29 protein-coding genes are annotated in these 23681 nt (G+C 62.8%); 19 read left to right on the plus strand and 10 right to left on the minus strand.

Translation table 11 applies throughout. The features are described from left to right. From ACYG97_RS01455 to ACYG97_RS01490, 8 genes are all read left to right on the plus strand, one after another. Positions 1-882: a cytochrome c oxidase subunit 3 gene (locus ACYG97_RS01455; protein ID WP_023668416.1), complete on the plus strand. Its 882-nt coding sequence runs from the start codon at positions 1-3 to the stop codon at positions 880-882. Between the two features lie 76 nt (positions 883-958). Then, a complete protein-coding gene (locus tag ACYG97_RS01460; protein ID WP_023732093.1) occupies positions 959-1099 on the plus strand; it encodes a L,D-transpeptidase family protein in 141 nt (46 codons plus the stop codon). A gap of 13 nt (positions 1100-1112) precedes the next feature. Continuing rightward, positions 1113-1499 carry a DUF983 domain-containing protein gene (locus tag ACYG97_RS01465; RefSeq protein ID WP_023685423.1) on the plus strand — a complete coding sequence of 129 codons (387 nt, stop codon included), beginning with the start codon at positions 1113-1115 and terminating at the stop codon, positions 1497-1499. Then, positions 1496-2251 carry an SURF1 family protein gene (locus ACYG97_RS01470; protein WP_023685424.1) on the plus strand — a complete coding sequence of 252 codons (756 nt, stop codon included), beginning with the start codon at positions 1496-1498 and terminating at the stop codon, positions 2249-2251. The genes ACYG97_RS01465 and ACYG97_RS01470 overlap by 4 nt, the downstream gene beginning before the upstream one ends. A 162-nt stretch (positions 2252-2413) precedes the next feature. Beyond that, positions 2414-3424, plus strand: coding sequence for a 4-hydroxy-3-methylbut-2-enyl diphosphate reductase (ispH, locus tag ACYG97_RS01475; protein ID WP_023732092.1), 1011 nt, complete (start codon positions 2414-2416; stop codon positions 3422-3424). Positions 3425-3431: 7 nt separating this feature from the next. Continuing rightward, the gene (locus tag ACYG97_RS01480) at positions 3432-4394 is read left to right on the plus strand and encodes a homoserine kinase (RefSeq protein WP_023668411.1); all 963 of its coding nucleotides are present in this window, start codon (positions 3432-3434) and stop codon (positions 4392-4394) included. Next, the gene (rnhA, locus tag ACYG97_RS01485; RefSeq protein ID WP_023668410.1) at positions 4391-4927 is read left to right on the plus strand and encodes a ribonuclease HI; all 537 of its coding nucleotides are present in this window, start codon (positions 4391-4393) and stop codon (positions 4925-4927) included. Before ACYG97_RS01480 ends, rnhA begins: the two co-directional genes overlap by 4 nt. A 29-nt stretch (positions 4928-4956) precedes the next feature. Then, positions 4957-5541 (plus strand): histidine phosphatase family protein, encoded by a 585-nt coding sequence (locus ACYG97_RS01490; protein WP_023668409.1) that lies wholly within the window; start codon positions 4957-4959, stop codon positions 5539-5541. Positions 5542-5613: 72 nt separating this feature from the next. On the opposite strand, the gene ACYG97_RS01495 is transcribed toward ACYG97_RS01490, so the two are convergent. The 3 genes from ACYG97_RS01495 to ACYG97_RS01505 form a co-directional block, all read right to left on the minus strand. Beyond that, positions 5614-6093: a DUF2938 domain-containing protein gene (locus ACYG97_RS01495; RefSeq protein WP_023732091.1), complete on the minus strand. Its 480-nt coding sequence runs from the start codon at positions 6091-6093 to the stop codon at positions 5614-5616. A gap of 87 nt (positions 6094-6180) precedes the next feature. Further along, the gene (locus ACYG97_RS01500) at positions 6181-6663 is read right to left on the minus strand and encodes a peroxiredoxin (protein ID WP_023698522.1); all 483 of its coding nucleotides are present in this window, start codon (positions 6661-6663) and stop codon (positions 6181-6183) included. Positions 6664-6774: 111 nt separating this feature from the next. Then, positions 6775-7581, minus strand: a complete 807-nt coding sequence (locus ACYG97_RS01505) for a protein-disulfide reductase DsbD domain-containing protein (protein WP_023732090.1) — start codon at positions 7579-7581, stop codon at positions 6775-6777. 215 nt (positions 7582-7796) lie between these two features. Between ACYG97_RS01505 and ACYG97_RS01510 the strand changes: the two genes are divergently transcribed. Beyond that, positions 7797-8405: a YqgE/AlgH family protein gene (locus ACYG97_RS01510; protein ID WP_023698524.1), complete on the plus strand. Its 609-nt coding sequence runs from the start codon at positions 7797-7799 to the stop codon at positions 8403-8405. A 196-nt stretch (positions 8406-8601) separates the two neighbouring features. On the opposite strand, the gene ACYG97_RS01515 is transcribed toward ACYG97_RS01510, so the two are convergent. The 4 genes from ACYG97_RS01515 to thrC are packed head-to-tail and all read right to left on the minus strand — an operon-like array spanning position 8602 to position 14809. Next, complete coding sequence (locus tag ACYG97_RS01515) at positions 8602-11490, minus strand: EAL domain-containing protein (RefSeq protein ID WP_023727477.1); 2889 nt, start codon at positions 11488-11490, stop codon at positions 8602-8604. A 3-nt stretch (positions 11491-11493) separates the two neighbouring features. Further along, on the minus strand, positions 11494-12090 hold the full coding sequence (locus ACYG97_RS01520; protein WP_023668403.1) for a GNAT family N-acetyltransferase: 597 nt from the start codon (positions 12088-12090) through the stop codon (positions 11494-11496). Between the two features lie 14 nt (positions 12091-12104). Then, a complete protein-coding gene (locus ACYG97_RS01525) occupies positions 12105-13397 on the minus strand; it encodes a M16 family metallopeptidase (RefSeq protein WP_023668402.1) in 1293 nt (430 codons plus the stop codon). Between the two features lie 14 nt (positions 13398-13411). Beyond that, positions 13412-14809, minus strand: coding sequence for a threonine synthase (gene thrC / locus ACYG97_RS01530; protein WP_023709657.1), 1398 nt, complete (start codon positions 14807-14809; stop codon positions 13412-13414). 126 nt (positions 14810-14935) lie between these two features. On the opposite strand from thrC, the gene ACYG97_RS01535 reads away from it, so the two are divergent. From ACYG97_RS01535 to ACYG97_RS01565, 7 genes are all read left to right on the plus strand, one after another. Beyond that, on the plus strand, positions 14936-15667 hold the full coding sequence (locus tag ACYG97_RS01535; protein ID WP_023668400.1) for a hypothetical protein: 732 nt from the start codon (positions 14936-14938) through the stop codon (positions 15665-15667). Positions 15668-15866: 199 nt separating this feature from the next. Beyond that, the gene (locus ACYG97_RS01540) at positions 15867-16190 is read left to right on the plus strand and encodes an ArsR/SmtB family transcription factor (RefSeq protein ID WP_023668399.1); all 324 of its coding nucleotides are present in this window, start codon (positions 15867-15869) and stop codon (positions 16188-16190) included. Beyond that, positions 16187-16612: an SRPBCC family protein gene (locus tag ACYG97_RS01545; RefSeq protein WP_023732089.1), complete on the plus strand. Its 426-nt coding sequence runs from the start codon at positions 16187-16189 to the stop codon at positions 16610-16612. The genes ACYG97_RS01540 and ACYG97_RS01545 overlap by 4 nt, the downstream gene beginning before the upstream one ends. A gap of 57 nt (positions 16613-16669) precedes the next feature. Further along, a complete protein-coding gene (locus ACYG97_RS01550) occupies positions 16670-17062 on the plus strand; it encodes a VOC family protein (protein WP_023668397.1) in 393 nt (130 codons plus the stop codon). Between the two features lie 25 nt (positions 17063-17087). Beyond that, complete coding sequence (locus tag ACYG97_RS01555) at positions 17088-17309, plus strand: hypothetical protein (protein WP_023668396.1); 222 nt, start codon at positions 17088-17090, stop codon at positions 17307-17309. 3 nt (positions 17310-17312) lie between these two features. Further along, positions 17313-17771: a DUF1801 domain-containing protein gene (locus tag ACYG97_RS01560; protein WP_023732088.1), complete on the plus strand. Its 459-nt coding sequence runs from the start codon at positions 17313-17315 to the stop codon at positions 17769-17771. A 13-nt stretch (positions 17772-17784) separates the two neighbouring features. Next, the gene (locus ACYG97_RS01565) at positions 17785-18216 is read left to right on the plus strand and encodes a DUF1801 domain-containing protein (protein ID WP_023816775.1); all 432 of its coding nucleotides are present in this window, start codon (positions 17785-17787) and stop codon (positions 18214-18216) included. Positions 18217-18221: 5 nt separating this feature from the next. Here the strand turns inward: ACYG97_RS01565 and ACYG97_RS01570 are convergent, their stop codons facing one another. Further along, positions 18222-18908, minus strand: a complete 687-nt coding sequence (locus ACYG97_RS01570; RefSeq protein ID WP_023732087.1) for an HAD family hydrolase — start codon at positions 18906-18908, stop codon at positions 18222-18224. Positions 18909-19096: 188 nt separating this feature from the next. Here ACYG97_RS01570 and ACYG97_RS01575 point away from each other — a divergent pair, with 188 nt between their 5' ends. Continuing rightward, positions 19097-20230, plus strand: a complete 1134-nt coding sequence (locus tag ACYG97_RS01575) for a site-specific DNA-methyltransferase (RefSeq protein ID WP_023668392.1) — start codon at positions 19097-19099, stop codon at positions 20228-20230. A 219-nt stretch (positions 20231-20449) separates the two neighbouring features. Here the strand turns inward: ACYG97_RS01575 and ACYG97_RS01580 are convergent, their stop codons facing one another. Together ACYG97_RS01580 and mutY are read right to left on the minus strand one after the other, a co-directional pair. After that, on the minus strand, positions 20450-21061 hold the full coding sequence (locus tag ACYG97_RS01580) for an HAD family hydrolase (RefSeq protein ID WP_023732086.1): 612 nt from the start codon (positions 21059-21061) through the stop codon (positions 20450-20452). Between the two features lie 22 nt (positions 21062-21083). Continuing rightward, positions 21084-22205, minus strand: a complete 1122-nt coding sequence (gene mutY, locus ACYG97_RS01585; RefSeq protein WP_023732085.1) for an A/G-specific adenine glycosylase — start codon at positions 22203-22205, stop codon at positions 21084-21086. Positions 22206-22255: 50 nt separating this feature from the next. Between mutY and ACYG97_RS01590 the strand changes: the two genes are divergently transcribed. Together ACYG97_RS01590 and ACYG97_RS01595 are read left to right on the plus strand one after the other, a co-directional pair. Further along, positions 22256-22762 carry a DUF721 domain-containing protein gene (locus tag ACYG97_RS01590; protein ID WP_023709857.1) on the plus strand — a complete coding sequence of 169 codons (507 nt, stop codon included), beginning with the start codon at positions 22256-22258 and terminating at the stop codon, positions 22760-22762. Between the two features lie 167 nt (positions 22763-22929). Further along, positions 22930-23658: a DsbA family protein gene (locus ACYG97_RS01595; RefSeq protein ID WP_023692056.1), complete on the plus strand. Its 729-nt coding sequence runs from the start codon at positions 22930-22932 to the stop codon at positions 23656-23658. The last annotated feature ends 23 nt before the right edge of the window (positions 23659-23681 follow it).

Consider the following 23681-nt stretch of genomic DNA (forward strand, 5'->3'; position numbering starts at 1 on the left):
ATGGCAGACGCGCACGCAAAACCACAACACGACTACCATCTCGTCAACCCGAGCCCGTGGCCCTTCCTGGGGTCGATCGGCGCACTGGTGACTGCAGTCGGCGGCGTCGCCCTGATGCAGTATCTCAAGAACGGCGATTTTCCAATTTTCGGCCACAACATCGCCAATCCATGGCTGTTCTTCATCGGCCTGGTCATCGTCCTCTACACGATGTTTGCCTGGTGGTCGGACACCATCAAGGAAGCGCATGAGGGCCACCACACGCGCGTCGTGTCGCTGCATCTGCGCTACGGCATGATCATGTTCATCGCTTCGGAAGTGATGTTCTTCGTTGCCTGGTTCTGGGCCTATTTCGATGCCAGCCTGTTTCCGAGCGAAGTGCAGAATTACGCCCGCACCGCTTTCACTGGTGGCGTCTGGCCGCCGAAGGGTCTCGAAGTCCTCGATCCCTTCCATCTGCCGCTCTACAACACCATCATCCTGCTTCTGTCGGGCACCACGGTGACATGGGCGCACCATTCGCTCATCCATGGCGACCGCAAGGGCCTGATCAACGGCCTGGTGCTGACCGTCGGCCTCGGCATGCTGTTCACCATGGTGCAGGCCTACGAGTACATGCACGCTCCGTTCGGCTTCAAGGATTCCATCTACGGCGCCACCTTCTTCATGGCGACCGGCTTCCATGGCTTCCACGTCATCATCGGCACCATCTTCCTGCTGGTCTGCCTGATCCGCGCCTGGAAAGGCGACTTCACGCCCAAGCAGCATTTCGGCTTCGAGGCGGCTGCTTGGTACTGGCACTTCGTCGACGTGGTCTGGCTGTTCCTGTTCGCATCGATCTACGTCTGGGGATCGGTCGGCGCGGTGATCGAAGGCCACTGACGGCTTTCACCGAACCGACAAATCAGAAGGGCGGTCGCGGCAACGCGGTCGCCTTTCGTCTTTTCGGCGCCCATCAATGGCCAACGGATTCGGCTGGTCGGGCTGGCTGCTTCAATTGGTCGACTGGACCGATGGCTGCATTGGGGTTACCGACTGCGACATGGACCAAATCTGGACTATGGTGCCGGATGGAACGCTGATCGAAATCGAGCCGTAAAGCATGACTATCCATGAGTGAAGATAGGGCGATCTGGCCACCCATCGAGCCGATCTCGGCCGGCCTGCACGGACGCTGCCCGCGCTGCGGCGAAGGACGGCTGTTTTCCGGCTTCCTCACCGTCGGCAAGCGCTGCAACAATTGCGGCCTCGACTATTCCTACGCCGATGCCGGCGACGGCCCGGCGGTGTTCGTCATCCTGATCATCGGCTTCATCGTCGTGGGGCTGGCGCTGTGGGTGGAGGTCACGCTGAGCCCGCCGCTCTGGCTGCATTTCATCATCTGGATACCGCTGGCCGTGGGACTGTGCCTGACGGCGCTGAGGTTGATCAAGGGGGTGCTGCTGACGCTTCAATACGCCAACAAGGCGGCCGAAGGCCGCCTGGACCAGGGGCAATGAGCGAGGCGCTGACCAAGCCCGCCGGCCGCTCGCGGCCGAAGACGGCATTGCTGCTCGGCCTCGGCCTGGTGGTGTTCGTCATCCTGCTCGGGCTTGGCACATGGCAGGTGCAGCGCCTGTACTGGAAGGAAGCCCTTCTGCAGACCATCGACCAGCGCACCCATTCAGCGCCGCAGCCGCTGGCGGACGTCGAGAAGGAATTCGCCGCCACCGGTGATGTCGACTACACGCCGGTCACCGTCAGCGGGACGTTCCTGCACTCCGGCGAGCGGCATTTCTACGCCACATGGGACGGCGACGCCGGCTTCAACGTCTATACCCCGCTGGCCCTCGACGATGGCCGCTATGTCCTGATCAACCGCGGCTTCGTTCCCTATGATGTCAAGGATGCCGCCAAGCGCCCGCAAGGGCAGGTGACCGGCAAGGTCACGGTCACCGGCCTGGCGCGCAACCCGCTGCCGGCCAAGCCGTCGATGATGCTGCCCGACAATGACGTGGCCAAGAACATCTTCTATTGGAAGGATCGTGATGTCATGGCGGCGAGTGCCGGCCTGCCGGCCGGTGCCGTGCTGGTGCCGATCTTCATCGACGCCGACAAGACGCCGAACCCGGGCGGGCTGCCGGTCGGCGGCGTCACCATCATCGACCTGCCGAATTCTCATCTGCAATATGCCTTCACCTGGTATGGCCTGGCGGCGGCTCTTGCCGCGGTTCTGATCGTCAGGCTGCGCGGTCCGGCAAAGACTGAATGATCCAGAGCATCACCCCGAAAAGTGGGAACCGGTTTCGGACAAGATCATGCTCCAACAAAGAGTTAGATCAGGTTGACCATTCAACCTGATCTCAACTGCCCTTGACAGGGCAGGGGTGCACACCTCATTTCGCGTCACGATACGATCAACCGATCTGGAATCATGCTGCAGACCGCCACAAAACCACCGCTGACGATCCGGCTCTGCCAGCCGCGCGGCTTTTGCGCCGGTGTCGACCGCGCCATCCAGATCGTCGTGCTGGCGTTGAAGAAATACGGCGCGCCGGTCTATGTCCGCCACGAGATCGTGCACAACCGCTATGTCGTCGAGGGCCTGCAAAGCCTTGGCGCGGTTTTCATCGAGGAACTCTCGGAAATCCCGGCCGAGCACCGCAAGTCGCCGGTTGTCTTCTCAGCCCACGGCGTGCCGAAATCGGTGCCGGCCGACGCCAAGGCACGCGAGCTCTTCTATCTCGACGCCACCTGCCCGCTGGTGTCCAAGGTGCACAAGCAGGCGATGCGCCATCAGCGGCTCGGCCGCCATGTGCTTTTGATCGGCCATGCCGGCCATCCCGAAGTGATCGGCACCATGGGCCAACTGACGGAAGGCGCCGTCACGCTGATCGAGACCGAAGCCGACGCTGGGACCTTTGCCCCCGCCGACCCGGAAGCGCTCGGCTTCGTAAGCCAGACAACGTTGTCGGTCGAAGACACTGCCGGCATATTGCGGGTGCTGCAGGAGCGCTTCCCGCAACTGCATGCACCGGCCGCCGAATCGATCTGCTACGCCACCACCAACCGCCAGGAAGCGGTCAAGGAAACCGCCGCCGGCGCCGATCTCTATCTGATCGTCGGTGCGCCCAATTCCTCCAATTCGCGCCGTCTTGTCGAAGTGGCGGAGCGCGCCGGCGCCACCATGTCGCTTCTCGTACAGCGCGCCGCCGAAATTCCGTGGAATGACTTCACAAACATCTCGACGCTCGGCCTGTCTGCCGGCGCGTCGGCGCCGGAGATCATCGTCGACGAGATCATCGACGCCTTCCGCCAGCGCTTCGAGGTGACCATCGACCTGGCGATCACGGCCACCGAAACGGAGGATTTTCCAGTCATGCGGGTTCTGCGCGATGTCGAACTGACGCGGGCCGACATGGCCTTCGTCAACGGAGCCGCGTGAAGAGCCCATGGCGGTCTACACCGACGTCAATGAGGGCGAACTCGGCGCGTTCCTGAGGGCATATCCAGTCGGCGAACTCTTGTCCTACAAGGGGATCGCCGAAGGCACGGAGAATTCGAATTTCCTACTGCACACCTCAAGCGGCTCTTACATACTGACGCTCTACGAGAAGCGCGTCGACAAGGCCGACCTGCCGTTCTTCCTCGGCCTGATGGGCCATCTCGCCCGCAAAGGCATTTCCTGCCCGCTGCCGGTGACCGCGCATGACGGCACCGTCATCGGCACGCTGGCCGGCCGTCCCGCGGTCATCATCACCTTCCTCGAAGGCCTGTCGCTGCGGCGGCCGACAGCGGCGCATTGCGCCGAGGTCGGCAAGGCGCTCGCCGCCCTGCATTTGGCCGGGCAGGATTTTGCGATGACGCGTGACAACGCACTGGCCATCGAGGGCTGGCGCAAATTGTGGAACGCCTCGCGCGACCGAGCCGACGAGGTCGAGCCGGGACTGGCGGCCGAGGTCGACGCCGATTTCGCGGATTTCGAACGCCATTGGCCGCAGGGCCTTCCTGCCGGCATCATCCATGCCGATCTGTTTCCCGACAATGTCTTCTTCCTCGGCGAGAAACTGTCCGGCCTCATCGACTTCTATTTCGCCTGCCACGACCTCTACGCCTATGACGTCGCCACCTGTCTCAACGCCTGGTGTTTCGAGAAGGATTTCTCCTTCAACCTGACCAAAGGCACGGCGCTGCTGGCCGGCTATCAGAGCGTGCGGCCTTTGAGCGATGGCGAGAAAGCAGCGCTGCCGATGCTTTCGCGCGGTTCGGCGCTGCGCTTCATGCTGACCCGGCTCTATGACTGGCTGACGGTTCCAGAGGGCGGGCTGGTCATGAAGCGCGATCCGACCGAATATATCCGCCGCATGCGCTTCCACCGCGCGATCAGGTCGCCTTCGGAATACGGACTGACATGACCAAGCAGGTTGAAATCTTCACCGACGGCGCCTGCTCGGGCAATCCCGGTCCCGGCGGCTGGGGCGCCATCCTGCGCTTCAACGGCAAGACCAGGGAATTGTCGGGCGGCGAGGCCGAGACGACCAATAACCGCATGGAACTGCTGGCCGCCATCTCGGCGCTGAATGCGCTGAAGGAGCCGTGCGCCGTCGAGCTTCACACCGACAGCAAATATGTCATGGACGGTATCTCCAAATGGATCCACGGCTGGAAGAAAAACGGCTGGAAGACCGCCGACAAGAAGCCGGTCAAGAACGGTGAACTGTGGCAGGCGCTGGATGAGGCCAATCGGCGCCACAAGGTGACCTGGAACTGGGTGAAGGGCCATGCCGGCCACACCGAGAACGAACGCGCCGACGAACTCGCAAGGGAAGGCATGGCGCCGTTCAAGAGGGGCTCAGCCAAACCTGCGGCGCCGAAAGTGGCGCTGAAGCCGGGGGCATCCGAGAAGCAGCCGGCGCCACGGGCACGGCGCTCGACCCAAAGCTATTGAGCTCAAGCTATCGGCAGGGGATCTCACTCATGCCGATCGTATACTACATCACCCATCCCCAGGTTCAGATCGATGCCAACGTTCCCGTGCCGCACTGGGGGCTGTCCGAGATCGGACGAGCGCGAGCATCAGCTATGCTCGATCAGCCATGGGTCGGATCGATCCGCCGTGTCGTCTCGTCGGCCGAGCGCAAGGCGATCGAAACCGCCGAGATCCTTGGCAAACACCTCGGCCTCGCGGTCGAGGTGAAGGAGCGCATGCATGAGAACGATCGGTCGGCAACCGGCTTCCTGCCGCCGCCGGAGTTCGAGGCGGTCGCCGACCAGTTCTTCGCCAATCCGCACAAAAGCATTCGCGGCTGGGAACGGGCCATCGACGCCCAGCAACGCATTGTCAGCGAGGTCGAAACGGTGCTGGGTGCTGCCGACGGCGGCGACATTGCCTTCGTCGGCCATGGCGGCGTCGGAACGCTCTTGCTGCTCTCGCTCAGCGGCCGCGCAATCAGCCGCGCGGCGGATCAGCCGGCCGGCGGCGGCAATTACTTCGCCTATGATGTCGGCACGCGCCGCGTCGTCCACGGATGGCGGCCGATAGACAGTCTGGCGCCGCGCTAAAGCGGATGTCAGGAGATCATCGATACCGTAGCCGCGATGAAGCCGCTGGCGACCAGCGGATAGAACCTGTCCTCAGCGGATCAGCAGGGCCGTGCCGTAGAGGCCGAGCGCGAACACCGTGTGCGAGATCACGTTGAAGGCGCGGATCTGCATCGCGTTGGGGCGCTTTGACGCAGCCCAGCCGGCGCCCATGCCGGGCGCCAGCAGGAACCAGCCGGCGCCGATGGTGACCATGCCGAGGATGAAGGCCGGCAGGAAGGTCGGCGCGTCCAGCCATGCCGTGCCCGCCAGCGCCACCAGGATGAAGCCGTAGACGATGCCGGTGACATAATGGAAGGCCCAGCCCAGCGCCTGCTCATGCGCATAGGGTGCGGCATGGGCGATATCGTCGTGGAAAACCTTGCCTTCCCTAAGGTGCCAGACCCAGCGGCCGGGCGGCCCCCAGTTCGGCCGCGGCTGGCTGAGCGCCAGATGCAGGAACAGCGCCCAAAGATCCATCAGCACCGTGGCGCCGATGCCGATCGCAACGCTGCGCCAGATGATGTCAAACATCGTCGATGTCCCCCAAAGCAGGCAATCCGGCTGGAAGCGCGTCGTCGTCAGGCCATGGCGCTCATGAGCCGACGCGGCCGCCGCGGTTTAGAGCTGGCTCAGAATGTGAGCGGCACCCGATGTGTCGACTCCTGGCTTGGTCTCGACATTGAGCGCCGTGACCTTGCCGTTGTCGACGATCATCGAGAAGCGCTTCGAGCGCAATCCCATGCCGCCGCTGGAATAGTCGGAGTCGAGGCCGATCGACCTGGCGAAGTCGCCATTGCCGTCGGCGAGATAGAGGATCTTGCCTTGACCGCCGGTGAAATTGGCCCAGGCGCCCATGACATGGACATCGTTGACGGAGACGACGGCGATGGTGTCGACGCCGCGGGCCAGGATGGCATCGTGGTTCTCGAGATAGCCCGGCAGATGATTGTTGCTGCAGGTCGGCGTGAAGGCGCCTGGGACGCCGAACAGCACGACCTTCTTGCCCGCGAAAATCTCGGCCGAGGTGATCACCTTGGCGCCGTCGGCGGTCATTTCCTTGAAGGTCGCATCGGGCAGTTTGTCGCCAACGGCAATCGTCATGATGGTCCTCGTGTGAAAAGCAGGGAAGGTTTCTTGCGATAGCGAAATCGGGCATCTCCCGCAACCGCCGACAAGGCCTGGATCAAGGGAAAGCCCTGATCGGGTTCGGTATCAGGGGAACGGCAGAACGCCCTCGACCGCGCCTTCGGCACTTGTCAGGGTGTAATACAACCCGCCATCGGTCGGTGTCGTCGACGGCCGGTCGAGGATCGGAATGGTAAATACCAGCCGGCCGTCCTTTTCGCTGCGTGCAGGCGCCCCGAACATATAGTCGCGTCCCCCGGCGACGAATAAATCCGCCGCCTCCGGATCTCCGGGAAAAGTCGCCTCGACCATCAGCGTCTCATGGTCGCCCGGCAGCACCTTGATCCCGAAATCGGGCTTGGCAGGCGCGGGCAAGGTGGCGAGTGCAGCCTTCACCAGCGCCGCATCCTCGGCATTGTCGGGATCGGCGGCGGGATCGACGCTCAGCCGCGTCTGCACCGGAATACAGATCGTCTCGCAGATGCCAAGAAAGATGTCGGCATCGATGACGGCCGCATCCCCAGGCGACGACAAAGTGAATGTCACCGGCAGCGAGACCGGATGGTTGTAGCCGGCCCATTTGCCGTAGCCGTCGTCATGGCGCTGCGGCGGCGGAAAGGAAAACGCCGCATCGGTGATGTTGGTGCTGGCCGAAACGTCGATCTGCGGCGGCACGCCGGCGTCGCCCGGATCGCGCCAATAAGTTTTCCAGCCGGGCTTGAGCGCGATGTCGAGCACGCCCTGTATGCGGCCGGCCTCGTCGGCCTTGCCTGTTGTCACCAGCCGCACCTTGCCGCCTTCGCTGTTGTACCAGTCGGAAGACGAGGCGGCGGCGGGAAGGGCTGCTCCGCATCCGATGGCGGCGCCGAGCAGCAGGATTTTCAAGCTTTGCATGGCGTTGATTTGATCGTCAGTTCATGGCCGCGCAATGTTTTCATGGCGCTCTGCGTATCATATTTGCGTGACCTTCGGGCAAGGAACAGTTGGGTTCAAGCAATCGGCCGAGCAAAGTTTACAGCCAGGAATCCGTTGTTCCAACCGTCGGGGTTTGGCCGAATCGCACGCGGCGCATCTTTTCGGCGTCCCGGAAACGCGTTACGCTCCCGTTCATGGACTTTTTGCGCCACAAAAAGACGGCCGGTGGACGCGGCTTTCTTGACGACCAGTTTCTGATTGCCATGCCCGGCATGAAGGACGATCGCTTCACGCGCTCGGTCATCTACATCTGTGCGCACAGCGATGAAGGCGCCATGGGCCTGATCATCAACCAGACGCAACAGATGCTGTTTCCCGATCTTCTGGTGCAGCTCGGCATCATGAACGAGCAGGAGGCGATCAGGCTGCCGGCGCAGGCTCGCGACTTCGTCGTGCGCAATGGCGGCCCCGTCGACCGTAGCCGCGGCTTCGTCCTGCACTCGGGCGACTACCGGGTGGAATCCTCGCTCACCGTCTCCGACGATATCTGCCTGACCGCGACGGTCGACATATTGCGCGCCATCTCGTCCGGCCGCGGCCCGCGGCGCGCATTGATGGCGCTCGGCTATTCCGGCTGGGGCGCCGGCCAGCTGGAAACCGAGATCGCCGAGAATGGCTGGCTGACCTGTCCGGCCACGCCGGAGCTGCTGTTCGACGCCGACATCGAGCGGAAGTACGACCGCATCCTGGCATCGATCGGGATTGATCTGGCGCATTTGAGCCTGGCCGCGGGGCACGCCTGAAGCCTCGCCTTCGCCGACGTTCCGCCGAACCTTCGCGACTAGCCGAAGCCGCCCGCCACTTTCGTCATCCTAGGGTCTGCGCCGCGTCGCTGCGCTCCTTGCTTCGCCCTAGGATGACGAAGGCGCGGTCGCTTCAGCTAATTTTCGGGGTTCATTCCAATGTAACCACGCGCCTGCACGACGCATGCCTCACCCATCACGCCTGCGTCATCGGGTACTGCTCTTTCAACGCCTTCAGCACCTGGTCGCCTGGCATCGGCGCGCCGAACATGAAGCTTTGCACATATTCGCAGCCCATCTGGCGCAATTCCAGCGCATCGCTTTCGTCGGAAATGCCCTCGGCCACCACCGACAGGCCGAGTTCATGCGCCATGTTGACCATGGATTTGAGCAGCACCGCCCGCTTCGGCGTCGCGTCGTCGACGAAGCTCTTGTCGATCTTGATGGTGTCGAAGGGGAAGCGGGTCAGGTAGGCGAGCGAGGAATAGCCGGTGCCGAAATCGTCCAGCGACAGGCCGATGCCGAGCTGCTTGAGCTTGGTCAGCACATGCGAGGTTTGCTCTGGATTGTCCATGACCAGCGATTCGGTAAGTTCGAGCCGGAAGCAGCGCGGCTTCAGATTGGCGCGGGCGATGACCGAGCGGACATCGCTGACCAGGTCGCGGCGGATCAGCTGGCGACTGGACAGATTGACCGACACTGACAGCGGCGTGTCGCCGATCTGCTTTTGCCAACCGGCGAGGTCTTCGGCCGCCTGCTGCATGGCAAACAGCCCAAGCTGCACGATCAGGCCGCAGCTTTCGGCGACCGGGATGAAATCGCCCGGCGGGATCATGCCGCGGCGCGGATGGTCCCACCTCAGCAGCGCCTCGAAGCCGGCAATGCTGCCGTCCTCCAGCCGCACGATCGGCTGGTAGGCAAGGGTGAATTCGCGCCGCTCGATGGCGCGGCGCAGATCGGATTCGAATTGCAGCCGGTCGGTGCCGACGGTGCGGAAGGCCGGCCGGAACGGCTCGATCCTGTCACCGCCGAAGCGCTTGGCCTGGTGCATGGCAAGCTCGGCGTCCTTGACCATGTCTTCTGCCGAAGTCTGCGCCGAGGTCCAGGTGATCAGGCCGATCGAGGCAGTCAGCACGATCTCGCGCTTGGCGAAGGTGATCGGGTTGTTGATGGCGTGCTTGATGGCGTCTGCCACCGCCGCGATGCGGGAGGGTTCCTGTTCGGAGAGCAGCATCAGGGCGAACTGGTCACCGGCAAAGCGCGACAGCGAATCCTTCGGTTTCAACAGCCGGTGCAAGCGGCGCGCAATGGTGAGCAGGATGGTGTCGCCGGCCGAGATGCCAAGCCCGTCATTGACCTGCTTGAAACGGTCGATGTCGATGACGAAGACGGTCGGGCGCACCTTCTCTTCGGTGCGCGCGATCGAGATGATGGCTTCCAGCCGGTTCATCAGAAGTTCGCGGTTGGGCAGGCCGGTCAGATTGTCGTGAACGGCATCGTGCAGCAGCCTTTCCTCGGACTTTTTCTGCTCGGTGACGTCGACCATGGTGCCGACGCAGCGAATCACTTCGCCATCCGAGCCGATCACCGGCCGCGCCCGAAGCAAGAACCAGTGGTAGTGCCCGTCGGCGCCGCGCAGGCGGAAATTCTGCGAGACCCGGCCGCGCCGATGTTCGAGCACCACGTCGAGGGTGGTGCGGAACGTGTCGCGGTCGTCGGCATGCAGCACCGGCAGCCAGTTGCGGGCCGCACCCCCCAGGCTGTTGGGCGCCAGGCCAAGCTGGATGCTGACGTCGGGCTTGGTGACGACGCGGTCGCGCAGCACGTCCCAGTCCCACACCGTGTCGCCGGAGCCGGCCACGGCCAGCGCCTGGCGCTCGAGATCGGAGAACAGGCCCTGATGCAGCGCGCCGCCGGCAAAGGCATGCTGCATGACGGTGAAGCCGATCAAAAGGATGATCAGGATCAGCCCGCCGCCCAATGCCGGCTGGGCGATGTCGTTGTCGAGCATGCCGGTGATCGCCATCCACGACCCGCACAGCCATAGCAGCACCATCACCCAACTGGGCACCAGCATGATCGCACGGTCGTAACCACGAAGACCGAGCAGGATGATGAGGCCGAGCCCGGTCAGCGCGGTGGCGGCAAAGGACAGCCGGGCAATACCGGCGGCGACGGCCGGATCGATGATGGCCACACCGGCAATCAGCACCAGGCCGAGGATCCAGACCAGCGCGCCATAGCTGAAATGGCCGTGCCACCGGTTGAGGTTGAGATAGGCGAACAGGAACACCACGAAGGTCGCCGCAAGCGCCACCTCCGTTCCCGCCCGCCACATCTGCTCGTTCCCGGGCGATATCTCTATGATCTTGTTTAGAAAGCCGAAATCGACGCAGATATAGGCAAGTACCGCCCACGCAAGTGCGGCTGTCGCCGGAAACATCGAGGTTCCCTTGACGACGAAAAGGATGGTCAGGAAGAGCGCCAGCAGCCCGGCGATGCCGATGACGATGCCGCGGAACAGCGTATAGGAATTGACCGAGTCCTTGTAGGCTTCCGGCTCCCATAGATAGACCTGCGGCAGCTTCGGCGAGGCGAGTTCGGCGATGAAGGTGATCACCGTTCCCGGGTTCAGCGTCACCCGGAACACGTCGGCGTCGGAGCTTGACTGGCGGTCGAGCGCGAATCCCTCGCTGGGGGTGATCGCGGCGATGCGGGTGGCGCCGAGATCGGGCCAGAAGATGCCGGAATTCACCAGCCGGAAATGCGGCGCCACGATCAGCCGGTCGAGCTGCTGGTCGGTGGTGTTGGCGAGCGCGAACACCGCCCAGTCGCCGCTCGAGCGCGCGTCATTGGCCTCGACCTCGATGCGCCGCACGATGCCGTCGGGACCGGGCGCGGTCGACACCTGGAAGTTTTCGCCCTGATTGACGTAGATCTGGACGGCGCGCGACAGGTCGAGCGCTACGTCGTCGCGGGCAATCTTGATCGGTTCGACGGCGAAGGCCGGTAGCGCCGCGCAAAGCGTGACGACAGCCGCCAGAACAAAGGCCAACAGCGACCCGTTTCGCAGGAAATTCGTCAAAAATCAGTCCTTCGTTCCAGCGCCCGGCGGATCGTCCGCGATCCGGGCGTAGAGGTAGTGGTCCTGCCAGATGCCGTTGATCCTGAGGTAGGATCGCAGAAGTCCTTCGCGCCGGAATCCGGCTTTTTCAAGCACGCGGATCGACCGGACATTGTCGGGAATACAGGCAGCTTCGATCCGGTGCAACCTCAGCGTATCGAAGGCGAAGCGGCAGACCACCTTGACCGCGTCGGTCATCAGGCCGCGGCCGCCAAACCGCTCCCCGATCCAGTACCCGACATGGCCGCTTTGCGAGACGCCGTGGCGGATATTGCCGAGCGTAATGCCGCCGGCAAGCTTGCCGCTCGCCTTCTCGAAGATGAAGAAGGCGATGGCTGTCCCCTGCGCATAGTCTTCGCGGTAGCGGCCGATGCGCAGCCGCCAGGCGGTGCGGTCGAGTTCATCGGGCGTCCAGCGCGGCTCCCACGGTTCGAGGAAGGCACGGCTTTCGCCGCGCACCGCTGACCATTCGCGATAGTCGTTGGTGTAGGGCACGCGCAGCATGACCCGGTCGCCTTTCAGTGCCGGCAGGTCACGGCGAAAGAAAGGGAGCGCGAACACCGGCGCTTGAAGGCTTAGACGGCGAGCTTGCGGGCCGTGGTGTGCGTGCCCGCAAGCGAATCGAGAATCGCCTCATAGGGCGCGAGCGTACCCACCGGTCCAACCGCGGTCAGCGTCGGCTTGGTCGAAAACAGCCGGGACGAAAGGTCGGTCAGCCGCTCGACGGTCAGCGCCGACAGCCGTTCCATCAACTCCTCCTTGGCGATCGGCCGACCGAACAGAAGCAGCTGCCTGGCGATCTGCGAGGCGCGGCTGGCCGGGCTTTCAGCCGACATGATCAGGCCGGCGCGATATTGCGCGCGGGCGCGGTCGAGCTCTTCCTGAAGGATATTCTCGCCGGCCTTCTGCAGCTCGTCGATAATGACCGGCACCAGTTCGGCAATGTCGCTCTGCCCGGTCGCGGCATGAACGCCGAAGATGCCGGTATCGGAAAAACCCCAGTGGAAGGCATAGACCGAATAGCACAGGCCACGCTTTTCGCGGACCTCCTGGAACAGCCGGGACGACATGCCGCCGCCGAGGATCATCGACAGCACCTGCGAAGCGTAGAAATCGCGCACATGATAGGCTCGGCCTTCGAAGCCGAGCACGATCTGCGCGTCCATCAGGTCGCGATCCTCGCGGAAATCGCCGCCGACATACTGCGCATATTGCGGCATCGTGCTGTCGGACTTGCTGCGGAAACCGCCGAGCTGCTTTTCGACCTCGCGCACGAAATTGTCGTGCTTAATGTCGCCTGCCGCCACGATCACCATCTTCTCGGCGCCATACTGGCGCTCTATGAAATCATGCAGCTGTTTGGAGGTGAAGGATTTGACGGTTTCCGGCGTGCCGAGGATCGAGCGGCCGATCGTCTGGTGGCGGAAGGCGGTCTCGGTGAAACGGTCGAAGACGATGTCGTCGGGCGTGTCGTGCGCGGCGCCGATCTCCTGCAGGATCACATGCTGCTCGCGCTCCAGTTCCTCTGGGTCGAATTCGGACTCCTGCAGGATATCGGCAAGGATATCCACCGCCAGCGGCACATCGTCGGACAGCACCCTGGCGTAATAGGACGTCGTCTCGACTGATGTGGCGGCATTGATCTCGCCGCCGACATCCTCGATTTCCGAGGCGATCTCGAAGGCCGTCCGCCTTTTCGTACCCTTGAAGGCCATATGCTCGAGCAGATGGGCCATTCCGTGCTCGTCGTCACGCTCATTGCGGGCGCCGGACTTGACCCAGGCGCCAAGGGCAACGGATTCGAGGCTTGGAAGGGTTTCGGTGGCGACTGTCAGGCCGTTCGACAGACGGCTTACCTCAACACCCATATGGCAAGTACTCCCTAACGCGCTGCCCTTGAGTGGCGGCTCACGTAATCTTCCACCATTTTCAGGTCGGATGGAAGTACCGTGTACTTTTCGTCGGCTGACATCAAGGACCCCAGCCATGCGGGCAGGGCCGGCGACACGCCGCAGGCGGCTTCGACCGCGGCCGGGAACTTGGCCGGGTGCGCCGTGCCCAGCACCACCATCGGCACTGCACCGTCAGCCTTGCCGGCGGCGACATGCACGGCCGCGGCCGTGTGCGGATCGAGCAGATAATTGCTGGATTCGAGCGTTGAACGGATGGTGGCGGCAACCTCGTCCATATCAGCGCGTCCGGCGTCGAATTCGGACCGCATCCGGTCGATTTCTGCGGTCTCGATGGTGAAGGCGCCGGATTGCTTGAGGCCGGCCATGTAACGCCGCACCGTCTCTGCGTTACGGTCGCAGGCCTCGAACAGCAGTCGCTCGAAGTTCGACGATACCTGGATGTCCATCGATGGCGACGTCGTCGCAAACACACCCTTGGTGCGGTATTCACCGGTCGCGAAAGTGCGCGCCAATATGTCGTTGTCGTTGGTGGCGACGATCAGCCGCTCGATCGGCAGGCCCATCTTCTTGGCGGCGTAACCGGCGAAAATATCGCCGAAATTGCCGGTCGGCACGGTAAAGGAGACCGGCCTGTCCGGCGCGCCGAGCGAAAGCGCCGAGGAAAAATAATAGACGATCTGGGCCATGATGCGGGCCCAGTTGATCGAATTGACGCCCGACAGCGACACGCGATCACGAAAACCATGATCGTTGAACATATCCTTCAGCAGGCCCTGGCAATCGTCGAAATTGCCTTCGATGGCCAGCGCCTGGACGTTGGTGGCCGTCGATGTCGTCATCTGCCGCTGCTGCACCGGCGAGACGCGGCCATGCGGAAACATCACGAAAATGTCAGTTCGGTCGCGGCCGGCGAAGGCATCGATGGCGGCGCCGCCGGTGTCACCCGAGGTCGCGCCGACGATGGTTGCGCGCTGGCCGCGCTCAGTCAGTACATGGTCCATCAGCCGGGCAAGCAGCTGCATGGCAACGTCCTTGAAGGCCAGCGTCGGACCGTGGAAGAGTTCAAGGATGAACGTGTTGGCGCCGGTCTGCACCAGCGGGCAGACGGCCTGGTGGCGGAAGGTGGCATAGGCTTCTCGCACCAGGCGCTCGAAGACGGGTGCGGCGATCTCGCCGCCGAGGAACGGCGTCAGCACGCGGATGGCGAGGTCCGCATAGGGCAGGCCGCGCATGGCGCGGATCTCGGCTGCCGAAAACTGCGGCCATGTCTGCGGCACATAAAGCCCGCCGTCGCGGGCCAGCCCCGCCAGCACCGCGTCGGCAAATCCAAGCACGGGTGCATCCCCGCGGGTACTCACATAGCGCATCGTCAAGGTCCATTGCTGCCGCCGGTTCATCCACGGCAATTGGTTAATTTTCCGAGCCGGCTCAGTCGCATTTTTGCCGTGGCGTTGCTATACGTCACCAACTTTGCGAGAGGGAAGTGCAGTTTCATGGCGTTTCACAAGTTCAACCGTCGCTTTGTCGCGGGTCTGGCGCTCACCGGCTTTATGCTTGCCGCCGCCGGTTGCCAATCGAGCGACAATGGCATCCTCAATCTCGGTTTCGGCAAGAAGACCGACCCGAATGCGCCAATACCGCCGCAGGATCCCAAGGTTCTCGCCAGCCAGTTGCAGGCCTACTGCCCGAAAGTGACGGTGCGCGATGGCACCGCCTACTTCAATACCTACGCCAAGGGCGCGCCGCAGCCGAGAAAGAAAAAGGCTGATGCGGCACAGGATGCCGAGGCCGCTGCCGCCGCGCAGACGGCGCCTGACGGCTCCATCGTCGATCCGAACAAGGATCCGGCCAAGATCATCTACCAGGCCTCGATCAGCGATGTGAGCCGCGATTGCAGCCGTGCCAACGGCCAGTTGACGATGAAGGTTGGCGTTGCCGGCAAGATCGTGCCGGGACCGCTGTTCGCCCCCGGCACCATCACCATGCCGATCCGCATTGCCGTCATGCACGGCCCCGACGTGCTTTATTCGCAAATTCACCCCTATCAGATCCAGGTCAGCGATCCCTCGACCGCCACCCAATTCGTGTTCACCGATCCCAACGTCGTCGTGCCCGAACCCTCCGCCCGGGATTACACTGTCTATGCCGGCTATGACGACACCGCGCCGGCGGCGGCGGACAAGAAGTCCGGCAAGAAAAAGAAGCGCGCTCCCGCGACGAACTAAGCGCCTGGGCGCCGTCGCTGCTGCGACGGTGCCGGTCAACTCTTTGAAAGATCCAAACGATCCGATCGTAATCCTGCAGGCGTGCGCCTGCGGCAGGTCGCGTCTGCGCTTTAATCTCGATCCATTCCGCCAGCGCACTTGACTCATCCATATCCCGGCGGTTATACGTCAATCAATAGCTCGCAGGTTATTGATCCCGATGCCGGACGCCCACGATACTTTGTTCAGAACGCTTGCCGACCCGACTCGGCGGGCCATCTTCGAGCGCTTGTGCCGCCAAGGTGAGCAGACCGTGGGGGCGCTGACGGCGCAGTCCGGGGTCTCGCAACCGGCGGTGTCGAAGCATCTCGGCGTCCTGAAGCTGGCCGGCCTGGTGCGTGACCGCCACGCCGGACGCCAGACCCACTACAGCGCCCAGCCCGCGGCACTTGGCCCGCTGACCGACTGGACAGTTCAAATGACTGGATTCTGGGAGAGCCGCTTCGATGATCTCGAGAGCCTGCTGAAAAGGATGGACCAGTGAGCAATCCCGAGCTGCGCACCGTCGTCGTCGAACGTGAAATATCCTGGCCGGCGGAGAAGATCTGGCGCGCGTTGACGCAGCCGCATCTGATTGAGGAATGGCTCATGAAGAACGATTTCAAGCCTGTCGTCGGCCACAGCTTCAATCTTCGCGGCGACTGGGGCGGCGTGCTCGACTGCGAGGTGCTGGCCATCGAGCAAAACAGGACGCTGTCCTACAGCTGGGATTTTGCGCATGAGGATGCCGCCTACAATCTGAAGAGCGTGGTGACGTTCACGCTCACGCCCACCAGCACGGGGACCCATCTGCGCGTCGAGCAGTCGGGTTTCCATCCGAGCCAGAAGCAGGCCTATGGCGGCGCCAGGGCCGGGTGGCAGCAATTCCTCACCAAGCTGGAGCAGGTCCTGGCGAAGCCGGATTGAAGCCTGCCGGTACCATGCCCTGATCGCGGGGCACCGAATGCAAAAAGGAGGAAATCGATGAAGATCAAGCTGACCAGCGTCTATGTGGACAACCAGGACAACGCACTGCGCTTCTACACCGACGTGCTGGGCTTTGCTGTGAAGGCCGACTTCAGCAATGGGCCTTTTCGTTGGCTGACCGTCATCTCACCCGATGAGCCCGAGGGAGCCGAGCTACAGCTGGCGCTCAACGACAACCCGGCCGCCAAGGCCTACCAGCAGGCCATCTTCAAGCAGGGGCAGCCCGCGCTCATGCTGTTCACCGACGACGTCAAGGGTGATTACGAGCGCATCAAGGGACGCGGCGGTGCGTTCGCCATGGCGCCGACAGAAGTGACCGGCTCGACCATCGCCCAGCTCAACGACAGCTGCGGCAATCTCATCCAGATCACCCAACTGGCGCGTTGGTAGGCGCTGGTTTCAAGAGGAAGTTGCAATGAACTTGAGCAAATGGATACGTCAAACCCATCGTTGGCTGTCGATCATCTTCACGCTGACCGTGGCAGCCAATTTCATCACCATGGCGTTCGGGCAACCTCCGGCCTGGGTGGTCTATTCGCCGCTGCTGCCGCTATTCCTGCTGCTGTTCAGCGGCCTCTACATGTTCGTGCTGCCTTACGTCGCGAGATCGCGTGGCGAGCAGGGCGCGCAAGGGTAGGACATGGCCAAGGCGCCGGGAAAATCGAAGGTCGCAAAACCGGCCCCAGACAAGCCGGAAAAGCCGGTCCTGCTTTCGGGCGGCAACCCGCAGATCCCGAAGGCCTATGGGGACGCTCCGGTGCAGGCATATATTGCTGCCATGCCGGGCTGGAAAAGCGATGTCGGGCGCCGGATCGACGCACTTATCGTCAGCGCCGTCCCCGGCGTCTACAAGGCGGTGAAGTGGAACTCACCGTTCTATGGCATCGAGGGCGACGGTTGGTTCCTCAGCCTGCATTGCTTCACCAGATACGTCAAAGTCGCCTTCTTTCGCGGCACGTCGCTCGATCCTGTGCCTCCCGGCCGTTCCAGGCAAAAGGAAGTGCGCTATCTCGACATCCATGAAGGCGAAGAGATCGACGAAGCCCGCTTCGCCTCCTGGGTGAAGCAGGCCAGCCGATTGCCCGGCGAGAAGATGTGAACGGAGGCAGACCATGAAGATCAGCATGTCGAGCAAGGACGAGGGAGGCGCCTCTGCCTCCGAGCGGATAGATGCCCGAATCCGGGAGCTGGACGATTGGCGGGGCAAGACGTTGGCCAGCCTGCGCAAGACCATCCTCGACGCCGACCCGGAAATCATCGAGGAGTGGAAGTGGATGGGCAGCCCGGTATGGTCACGCGACGGCATGATCGCCGTCGGCAACGCTCACAAGGACAAGGTGAAGCTGACCTTTTCTCACGGCGCCAGCCTGCCGGATCCCGACAGGCTGTTCAACAATGGGCTCAACGGCAAGGTGTGGCGCGCCATCGATGTGTCGGAGGGCGACGTGATCGATGCGGATGCGCTGAAAGCGCTCGTCCGCGCCGCGATTGCCTACAACAGGGCTAAGAAGAAACCGGCTAAGTCGGCCAAAGCCAAGGACTGATCGGTTCAGGCGTCCGACCACTCCGACAGAGCGGCAATCACACTTTTCAGTTCGGCCCAGCGGCGGATGACGGTTTCGGCGCCGGCTTCGGTCAGCACATCGGCATGGCCGGGATAGCTGTGCGCGGCGCCGGTGAAGCCGATCACGCGCATGCCAGCGGCCCTGGCGCCGGTGACGCCGTGCACCGAATCCTCGATGACGAAGGTGTTTGCCGGATCGGCGTTGAGTTGCTCCGCCGCAATCAGGAACACATCCGGCGCGGGCTTGGTTTTCTTGCTTGGTATTTCCAGCGCTGAAAAAATCCGGCCGGCGAAGAACGGCAGCAGGCCCACTTTCTCCAGCATGAACTCGATCCGCTCCAAGCGTGAGTTCGAGCAGACGCAGCGCGGCGCGGTCACCGCCGCGACCGCCTCGCGCACGCCGTCGATGGCGCGCACGTCGCTGCGCAGTTTGCGGTCGACGAGCTCTTCGGCCCGGTCGATCATCGAGGCCTGGAACGGGATCGCGGATTTTGCCTCGACCCGCATCATGATGTCCTTGAAGGTCAGTCCGGCATAGGTTTCGGCGTATTCCTCGGCCGAGATTTCATATCCGGCCAAGGTCAGCAATTCGGCCTCGACGCGGGCTGCGATGATTTCGGAATCGACGAGCACGCCGTCGCAATCGAAGATGACAAGGTCTGGCTGGGGCATGGCAATCCGAACGAGGGAGGGTGATGGAGGCCCGGCAAGGCTCAAGCGGCGCGACATACACCAACGGGCCGGGCTGCGCAAACTGACGACCTCAGGGCTGCCTGGCCTGTTGCGTCCTTCACCGAATATTTACGCTGATCGGTAACCATAACGGGGAGTAAACAGTAACGCGTGCCTTGGGTGTAAAAATGTCTGCCGTGCGTCTTCTCGCCGACCTCTCCCACGCCCCCCAGCAATCCGAGTGGCTGGACACGATCCTCAAGGGCGATTGCGTCGCCGCGCTCGACCGGCTGCCGGAAAAATCCATCGACGTCATCTTCGCCGATCCGCCTTACAATCTGCAGCTCGACGGCGATTTGCACCGGCCCGACCAGTCCAAGGTCGACGCCGTCGACGACGACTGGGACCAGTTCGAGAGCTTCGAGGCCTATGACGCCTTCACCCGCGCCTGGCTCCTGGCGGCACGCCGCGTGCTGAAGCCGAATGGCACCATCTGGGTCATCGGCTCCTACCACAACATCTTCCGCGTCGGCGCCAAGATGCAGGATCTCGGCTTCTGGATCCTCAACGATGTCGTCTGGCGCAAGACCAACCCAATGCCTAATTTCCGCGGTCGCCGCTTCCAGAACGCGCATGAGACCATGATCTGGGCTTCGCGCGACCAGAAGGGCAAGGGCTATACCTTCAATTACGAAGCCATGAAGGCATCGAACGACGACATCCAGATGCGCTCCGACTGGCTGTTCCCGATCTGCACTGGCGGCGAGCGGCTGAAGAACGACAATGGCGACAAGCTGCATCCGACGCAGAAGCCGGAAGCGCTGCTCGCCCGCATCATGATGGCCTCGACCAAGCCGGGCGACATCGTGCTCGACCCGTTCTTCGGATCCGGCACAACCGGCGCCGTGGCCAAGCGGCTTGGCCGCCATTTCGTCGGCATCGAGCGCGAGCAGGCCTATATCGACGCCGCCAATGAGCGCATCGATGCCGTGCGGCCGCTGGAAACCGCCGATCTCACCGTGCTCACCGGCAAGCGCGCCGAGCCGCGCGTCGCCTTTGTCAGCCTCATCGATACCGGGCTTATGCAGCCCGGCGCCACGCTTTACGATGCCAAGAAGCGCTGGTCGGCCAAGGTACGCGCCGACGGCACGGTGGCGATCGGCGACAGCGCCGGCTCGATCCACAAGATCGGCGCCGAAGTGCAGGGCCTGGACGCCTGCAATGGCTGGACCTTCTGGCACTATGAGCGCTCGGGCGGCCTGACCCCGATCGACGAACTGCGCCGCATCGCCAGGCTCGGTATGGAGCGCGCAGGGGCTTGACGCTACCACATAAAGGTCGGCGCCCTACCGCGCCCCCCTCTGGCCTGCCGGCCGTCTCCCCCACGAGGGGGGAGATTGCGCGCTTCATTGTTTTCGCCAACTTTCAACGTTGTAAGAAAGAGCCGTCGGCGAGGCTGCCAATCTCCCCCCTCGTGGGGGAGATGCCCGGCAGGGCAGAGGGGGCGCCATAAAGCGCTACCTTCGACCCCTCTGCGTAGCTCAGGTCGCGATGCCATACCGCTCAAGGTCCGCCTTGAGCGTTTTTGCATCCGTGAACAGCACTGACTGCCAGCCGGCCGCCTTGGCGCCGTCGACATTTTTTTGGCTGTCGTCGATGAACAGTGTGGCTGATGGCTCGAGCTCGAATGCAGCGACATGGTGATCGTAAATGGCGCGGTCGGGCTTGATCTCACGGATATCGGCCGACACGGTCACGCCGCGCGGGCGGCTAAGGAAATCGAAGCGCAGTCGTGCCTCGGCAAGTGTGTCGGCGGCGAAGTTCGTCAGCATGGTCACGTCGTGGCCGCTCTCGATCAGGCCGAGCATGATGGCGACGCTGTCCTCATAGGCATGCGGCACCATGTCGTTCCAATAGCGTCGGAAATTGCGAATGTTTTCAGCATGATCCGGGTAATCCGCGATCAGCAGCGCTTCCGCCTCTTCCCACGTCCGGCCACGGTCCTGCTCGATGTTCCAGTCATGCGTGCAGACATTGTCGAAGAACCACTTGCGCTCTTCGGCATCGGGAATGAGGCGGCTGAACGGAATGTTCGGATCGTAGTGGAGCAAGACGCGGCCGATGTCGAACACGATATGGCGGATTTCAGTCATTTCTGGCCTTTCAAAGCGAATGCTAGTCAATGGGGCGGTGCTTTTTGGTTGCGCCCGGTATCGCTGCTTCGATGACCTTTTTCATGACCGTCGGCAGCGCTTCTCCGGAAATGTCATGGGCCAGCGACCAGAAATGCCCTTCCGGCGCATCACTTTTCACTTGAGCGTGAAAGACTTCGAGCTCGAGCGCGAAATGGGTGAAGACATGCGCGATCTCTCCAGCGCGCCGCCAGTCGGCAGGGAAGGGCGCTGCCTCCGAAGTGGTTGCACCGTCGATCCGCGCTGTCCAACCTGTGGTCGGCACCTCGGTCATGCCGCCGAGCAGGCCCTTGTCAGGCCGCTTGCGCAACAGGATGGCGCCGTCGCCGCGCTCGGCGACGAAGGCGGCACCCCGCCTGAGTGGTTTGTCGACCTTGGGCAGGCGGACCGGAAAGCGCTCGGGGTCGCCGGACAGGATGGCGCTGCAATCCTCGCGCACCGGGCACAGCATGCAGCGCGGCCGTCTTGGCGTGCAGATCGTGGCGCCAAGGTCCATCATTGCCTGGGCGAAGTCGCCCGGCCTTGTCTGCGGAACCAGTCTTTCGACGAGCGCGCGGATTTCAGGCTTTGCCTCGCTGAGCGGCGTTGCGATCGAATAGAGCCGCGAGATGACACGTTCGACATTGCCGTCGACGACCGCCGCCGGACGGTCGAAGGCGATCGCCGCGATCGCCGCCGCCGTATAGGCGCCGATCCCCGGCAATTCCCTCAATCCCGTTTCGTTGTCGGGAAAACGGCCGCCCTGGCTCGCAACCAGATCGGCGCAGGCCTTGAGGTTGCGCGCCCGTGAATAATAGCCGAGCCCGGCCCAGGCCTTCATCACATCCTCGGCCGGCGCAGCCGCCAGCGCCTTCACATCAGGCCATTTCTCGACAAAGGGGCGAAAATAGGATTTTACCGCTTCGACCGTGGTCTGCTGCAGCATCACTTCCGACAGCCAGATGCGATAGGGGTCCGGCCGTGCACCGCCGGCCGCCGCGCGCGGCGTGATCCGCCACGGCAGTTCGCGATGGTGCGCGTCGTACCAGGCAAGCAGACGCGCGGCGATCTCTCCTGATAGAGTTGGTCCGGATGCGGCCTTGCGGGTCTGTTCGTGCAGTGCCATTGATCGCGGGCTGGCTCTAGGCTGGTGAGGAGCGTGGCTGGAGAACGTACATGGCAGGGAGAACGCCTTACGGCAATCCCGTTCCGGTGAGCGATCTCGCGACCGCGATCCTCGACCCCGTGCTGCGCAAGCGGGCCGGCATTTCGATCGGGCTGGTGCAGTCATGGGAAGAGATCGCCGGCCCCAGGCTCGCCGGCCATTCGCGCCCCGAAAAAATCCAGTGGCCGCGCCGCATGCATGAGGACGATCCGTTCGAGCCGGCGGTGCTGGTCATCGCCTGCGAGGGCATGGCCGCGCTGCACCTACAGCACGAGACCGGCGAGATCATCAACCGCGTCAATGCCTTTCTCGGCTTCAACGCGATCGGCAGGATCCGGATCGTGCAAAAGCCGGTGCTGAGGGACAAAGCCCGGCCGAAACCGACGCCGAGAGCACTGACTTCTGTCGAAAAGGCCAAATTGTCGGATACCGTCGGCAAGATCGAGGATGAAGGCTTGCGCGCCTCGCTGGAGCGTCTTGGCGCCACAATTCTTGCCCAAAGGAAGCGGCCAAGGTAATCAACCGGTAATCAGTCGGTCATGAACGCGTCATCTATCTCGCGCATTCGTGATCCTGCATGTAGAGTTTGGCGATTGGAATGGGGACGGCGATGCCTTAATTCCCGCCAACTCTCGCCTTTTCTAGCCTTTGCGTTGCAAAATCAAACCACAGTCAGGTGATTCGCATGAACCGTAGCTTGTCCCGCAGAAACCTCCTGTCTTCGCTGGCCGTCATTCCGGCAGTGGCTATGCTCGCCGCATGCAGCGATTCAGGCGAGGATGCCAAAGCAGCGGATGTGAAGCCTGCGGCTCCCGCGCCTGCTTCGACGCCTGCCACTCCGGCCGCCGTCAAGGTCCCGGAGTCTTCCGGCAATGTCGACATGGCCGAGCTGCTGAAGCCCGGCGCTTTGCCCGACAAGCAGCTCGGCAAGGATGACGCCAAGGTCACCATCGTCGAATATGCCTCGATGACCTGCCCGCATTGTGCGCATTTCGCCGCGACCACCTTCCCTGAGTTGAAGACCAAGTACATCGACACCGGCAAGGCGCGTTACATCCTGCGCGAATTCCCGTTCGATCCGAGCGCCGAGGCCGGTTTCATGCTGGCGCGCTGTTCGAAGGACAATTATTTCCCGATGGTCGACGTGCTGTTCAAGCAGCAGGCCAACTGGGTCGGCGTCAACAATACCAAGGATGCGCTGCTGCAGATCTCCAAGCTCGCCGGTTTTACACAGGAGTCCTTCGAGGCCTGCTTGACGGACCAGAAACTTCTGGACGATGTGAGATCGGTCCAGAAGCGCGGCGCCGATGAATTCAAGGTCGACTCGACGCCGACCTTCTTCATCAACGGGAAAACCTACAAAGGTGCGATGTCGATTGAGGAAATATCGGCCATCATCGACCCTCTGCTCTGACGTCCAGGCGGCGCCGGAGCGAC

It is taken from the genome of Mesorhizobium sp. W067 (assembly GCF_054719525.1).

What these genes read in the sequence shown, in the direction of transcription:
- ACYG97_RS01455 (WP_023668416.1), top strand. Translation starts at nt 1, where the DNA reads ATGGCAGACGCGCACGCAAAACCACAACACGACTACCATCTCGTCAAC.
- ACYG97_RS01460 (WP_023732093.1), top strand. Translation starts at nt 959, where the DNA reads ATGGCCAACGGATTCGGCTGGTCGGGCTGGCTGCTTCAATTGGTCGAC.
- ACYG97_RS01465 (WP_023685423.1), top strand. Translation starts at nt 1,113, where the DNA reads ATGAGTGAAGATAGGGCGATCTGGCCACCCATCGAGCCGATCTCGGCC.
- ACYG97_RS01470 (WP_023685424.1), top strand. Translation starts at nt 1,496, where the DNA reads ATGAGCGAGGCGCTGACCAAGCCCGCCGGCCGCTCGCGGCCGAAGACG.
- ispH (WP_023732092.1), top strand. Translation starts at nt 2,414, where the DNA reads ATGCTGCAGACCGCCACAAAACCACCGCTGACGATCCGGCTCTGCCAG.
- ACYG97_RS01480 (WP_023668411.1), top strand. Translation starts at nt 3,432, where the DNA reads ATGGCGGTCTACACCGACGTCAATGAGGGCGAACTCGGCGCGTTCCTG.
- rnhA (WP_023668410.1), top strand. Translation starts at nt 4,391, where the DNA reads ATGACCAAGCAGGTTGAAATCTTCACCGACGGCGCCTGCTCGGGCAAT.
- ACYG97_RS01490 (WP_023668409.1), top strand. Translation starts at nt 4,957, where the DNA reads ATGCCGATCGTATACTACATCACCCATCCCCAGGTTCAGATCGATGCC.
- ACYG97_RS01495 (WP_023732091.1), bottom strand. Translation starts at nt 6,093, where the DNA reads ATGTTTGACATCATCTGGCGCAGCGTTGCGATCGGCATCGGCGCCACG.
- ACYG97_RS01500 (WP_023698522.1), bottom strand. Translation starts at nt 6,663, where the DNA reads ATGACGATTGCCGTTGGCGACAAACTGCCCGATGCGACCTTCAAGGAA.
- ACYG97_RS01505 (WP_023732090.1), bottom strand. Translation starts at nt 7,581, where the DNA reads ATGCAAAGCTTGAAAATCCTGCTGCTCGGCGCCGCCATCGGATGCGGA.
- ACYG97_RS01510 (WP_023698524.1), top strand. Translation starts at nt 7,797, where the DNA reads ATGGACTTTTTGCGCCACAAAAAGACGGCCGGTGGACGCGGCTTTCTT.
- ACYG97_RS01525 (WP_023668402.1), bottom strand. Translation starts at nt 13,397, where the DNA reads ATGGGTGTTGAGGTAAGCCGTCTGTCGAACGGCCTGACAGTCGCCACC.
- thrC (WP_023709657.1), bottom strand. Translation starts at nt 14,809, where the DNA reads ATGCGCTATGTGAGTACCCGCGGGGATGCACCCGTGCTTGGATTTGCC.
- ACYG97_RS01535 (WP_023668400.1), top strand. Translation starts at nt 14,936, where the DNA reads ATGGCGTTTCACAAGTTCAACCGTCGCTTTGTCGCGGGTCTGGCGCTC.
- ACYG97_RS01540 (WP_023668399.1), top strand. Translation starts at nt 15,867, where the DNA reads ATGCCGGACGCCCACGATACTTTGTTCAGAACGCTTGCCGACCCGACT.
- ACYG97_RS01550 (WP_023668397.1), top strand. Translation starts at nt 16,670, where the DNA reads ATGAAGATCAAGCTGACCAGCGTCTATGTGGACAACCAGGACAACGCA.
- ACYG97_RS01555 (WP_023668396.1), top strand. Translation starts at nt 17,088, where the DNA reads ATGAACTTGAGCAAATGGATACGTCAAACCCATCGTTGGCTGTCGATC.
- ACYG97_RS01560 (WP_023732088.1), top strand. Translation starts at nt 17,313, where the DNA reads ATGGCCAAGGCGCCGGGAAAATCGAAGGTCGCAAAACCGGCCCCAGAC.
- ACYG97_RS01565 (WP_023816775.1), top strand. Translation starts at nt 17,785, where the DNA reads ATGAAGATCAGCATGTCGAGCAAGGACGAGGGAGGCGCCTCTGCCTCC.
- ACYG97_RS01570 (WP_023732087.1), bottom strand. Translation starts at nt 18,908, where the DNA reads ATGCCCCAGCCAGACCTTGTCATCTTCGATTGCGACGGCGTGCTCGTC.
- ACYG97_RS01575 (WP_023668392.1), top strand. Translation starts at nt 19,097, where the DNA reads ATGTCTGCCGTGCGTCTTCTCGCCGACCTCTCCCACGCCCCCCAGCAA.
- ACYG97_RS01580 (WP_023732086.1), bottom strand. Translation starts at nt 21,061, where the DNA reads ATGACTGAAATCCGCCATATCGTGTTCGACATCGGCCGCGTCTTGCTC.
- mutY (WP_023732085.1), bottom strand. Translation starts at nt 22,205, where the DNA reads ATGGCACTGCACGAACAGACCCGCAAGGCCGCATCCGGACCAACTCTA.
- ACYG97_RS01590 (WP_023709857.1), top strand. Translation starts at nt 22,256, where the DNA reads ATGGCAGGGAGAACGCCTTACGGCAATCCCGTTCCGGTGAGCGATCTC.
- ACYG97_RS01595 (WP_023692056.1), top strand. Translation starts at nt 22,930, where the DNA reads ATGAACCGTAGCTTGTCCCGCAGAAACCTCCTGTCTTCGCTGGCCGTC.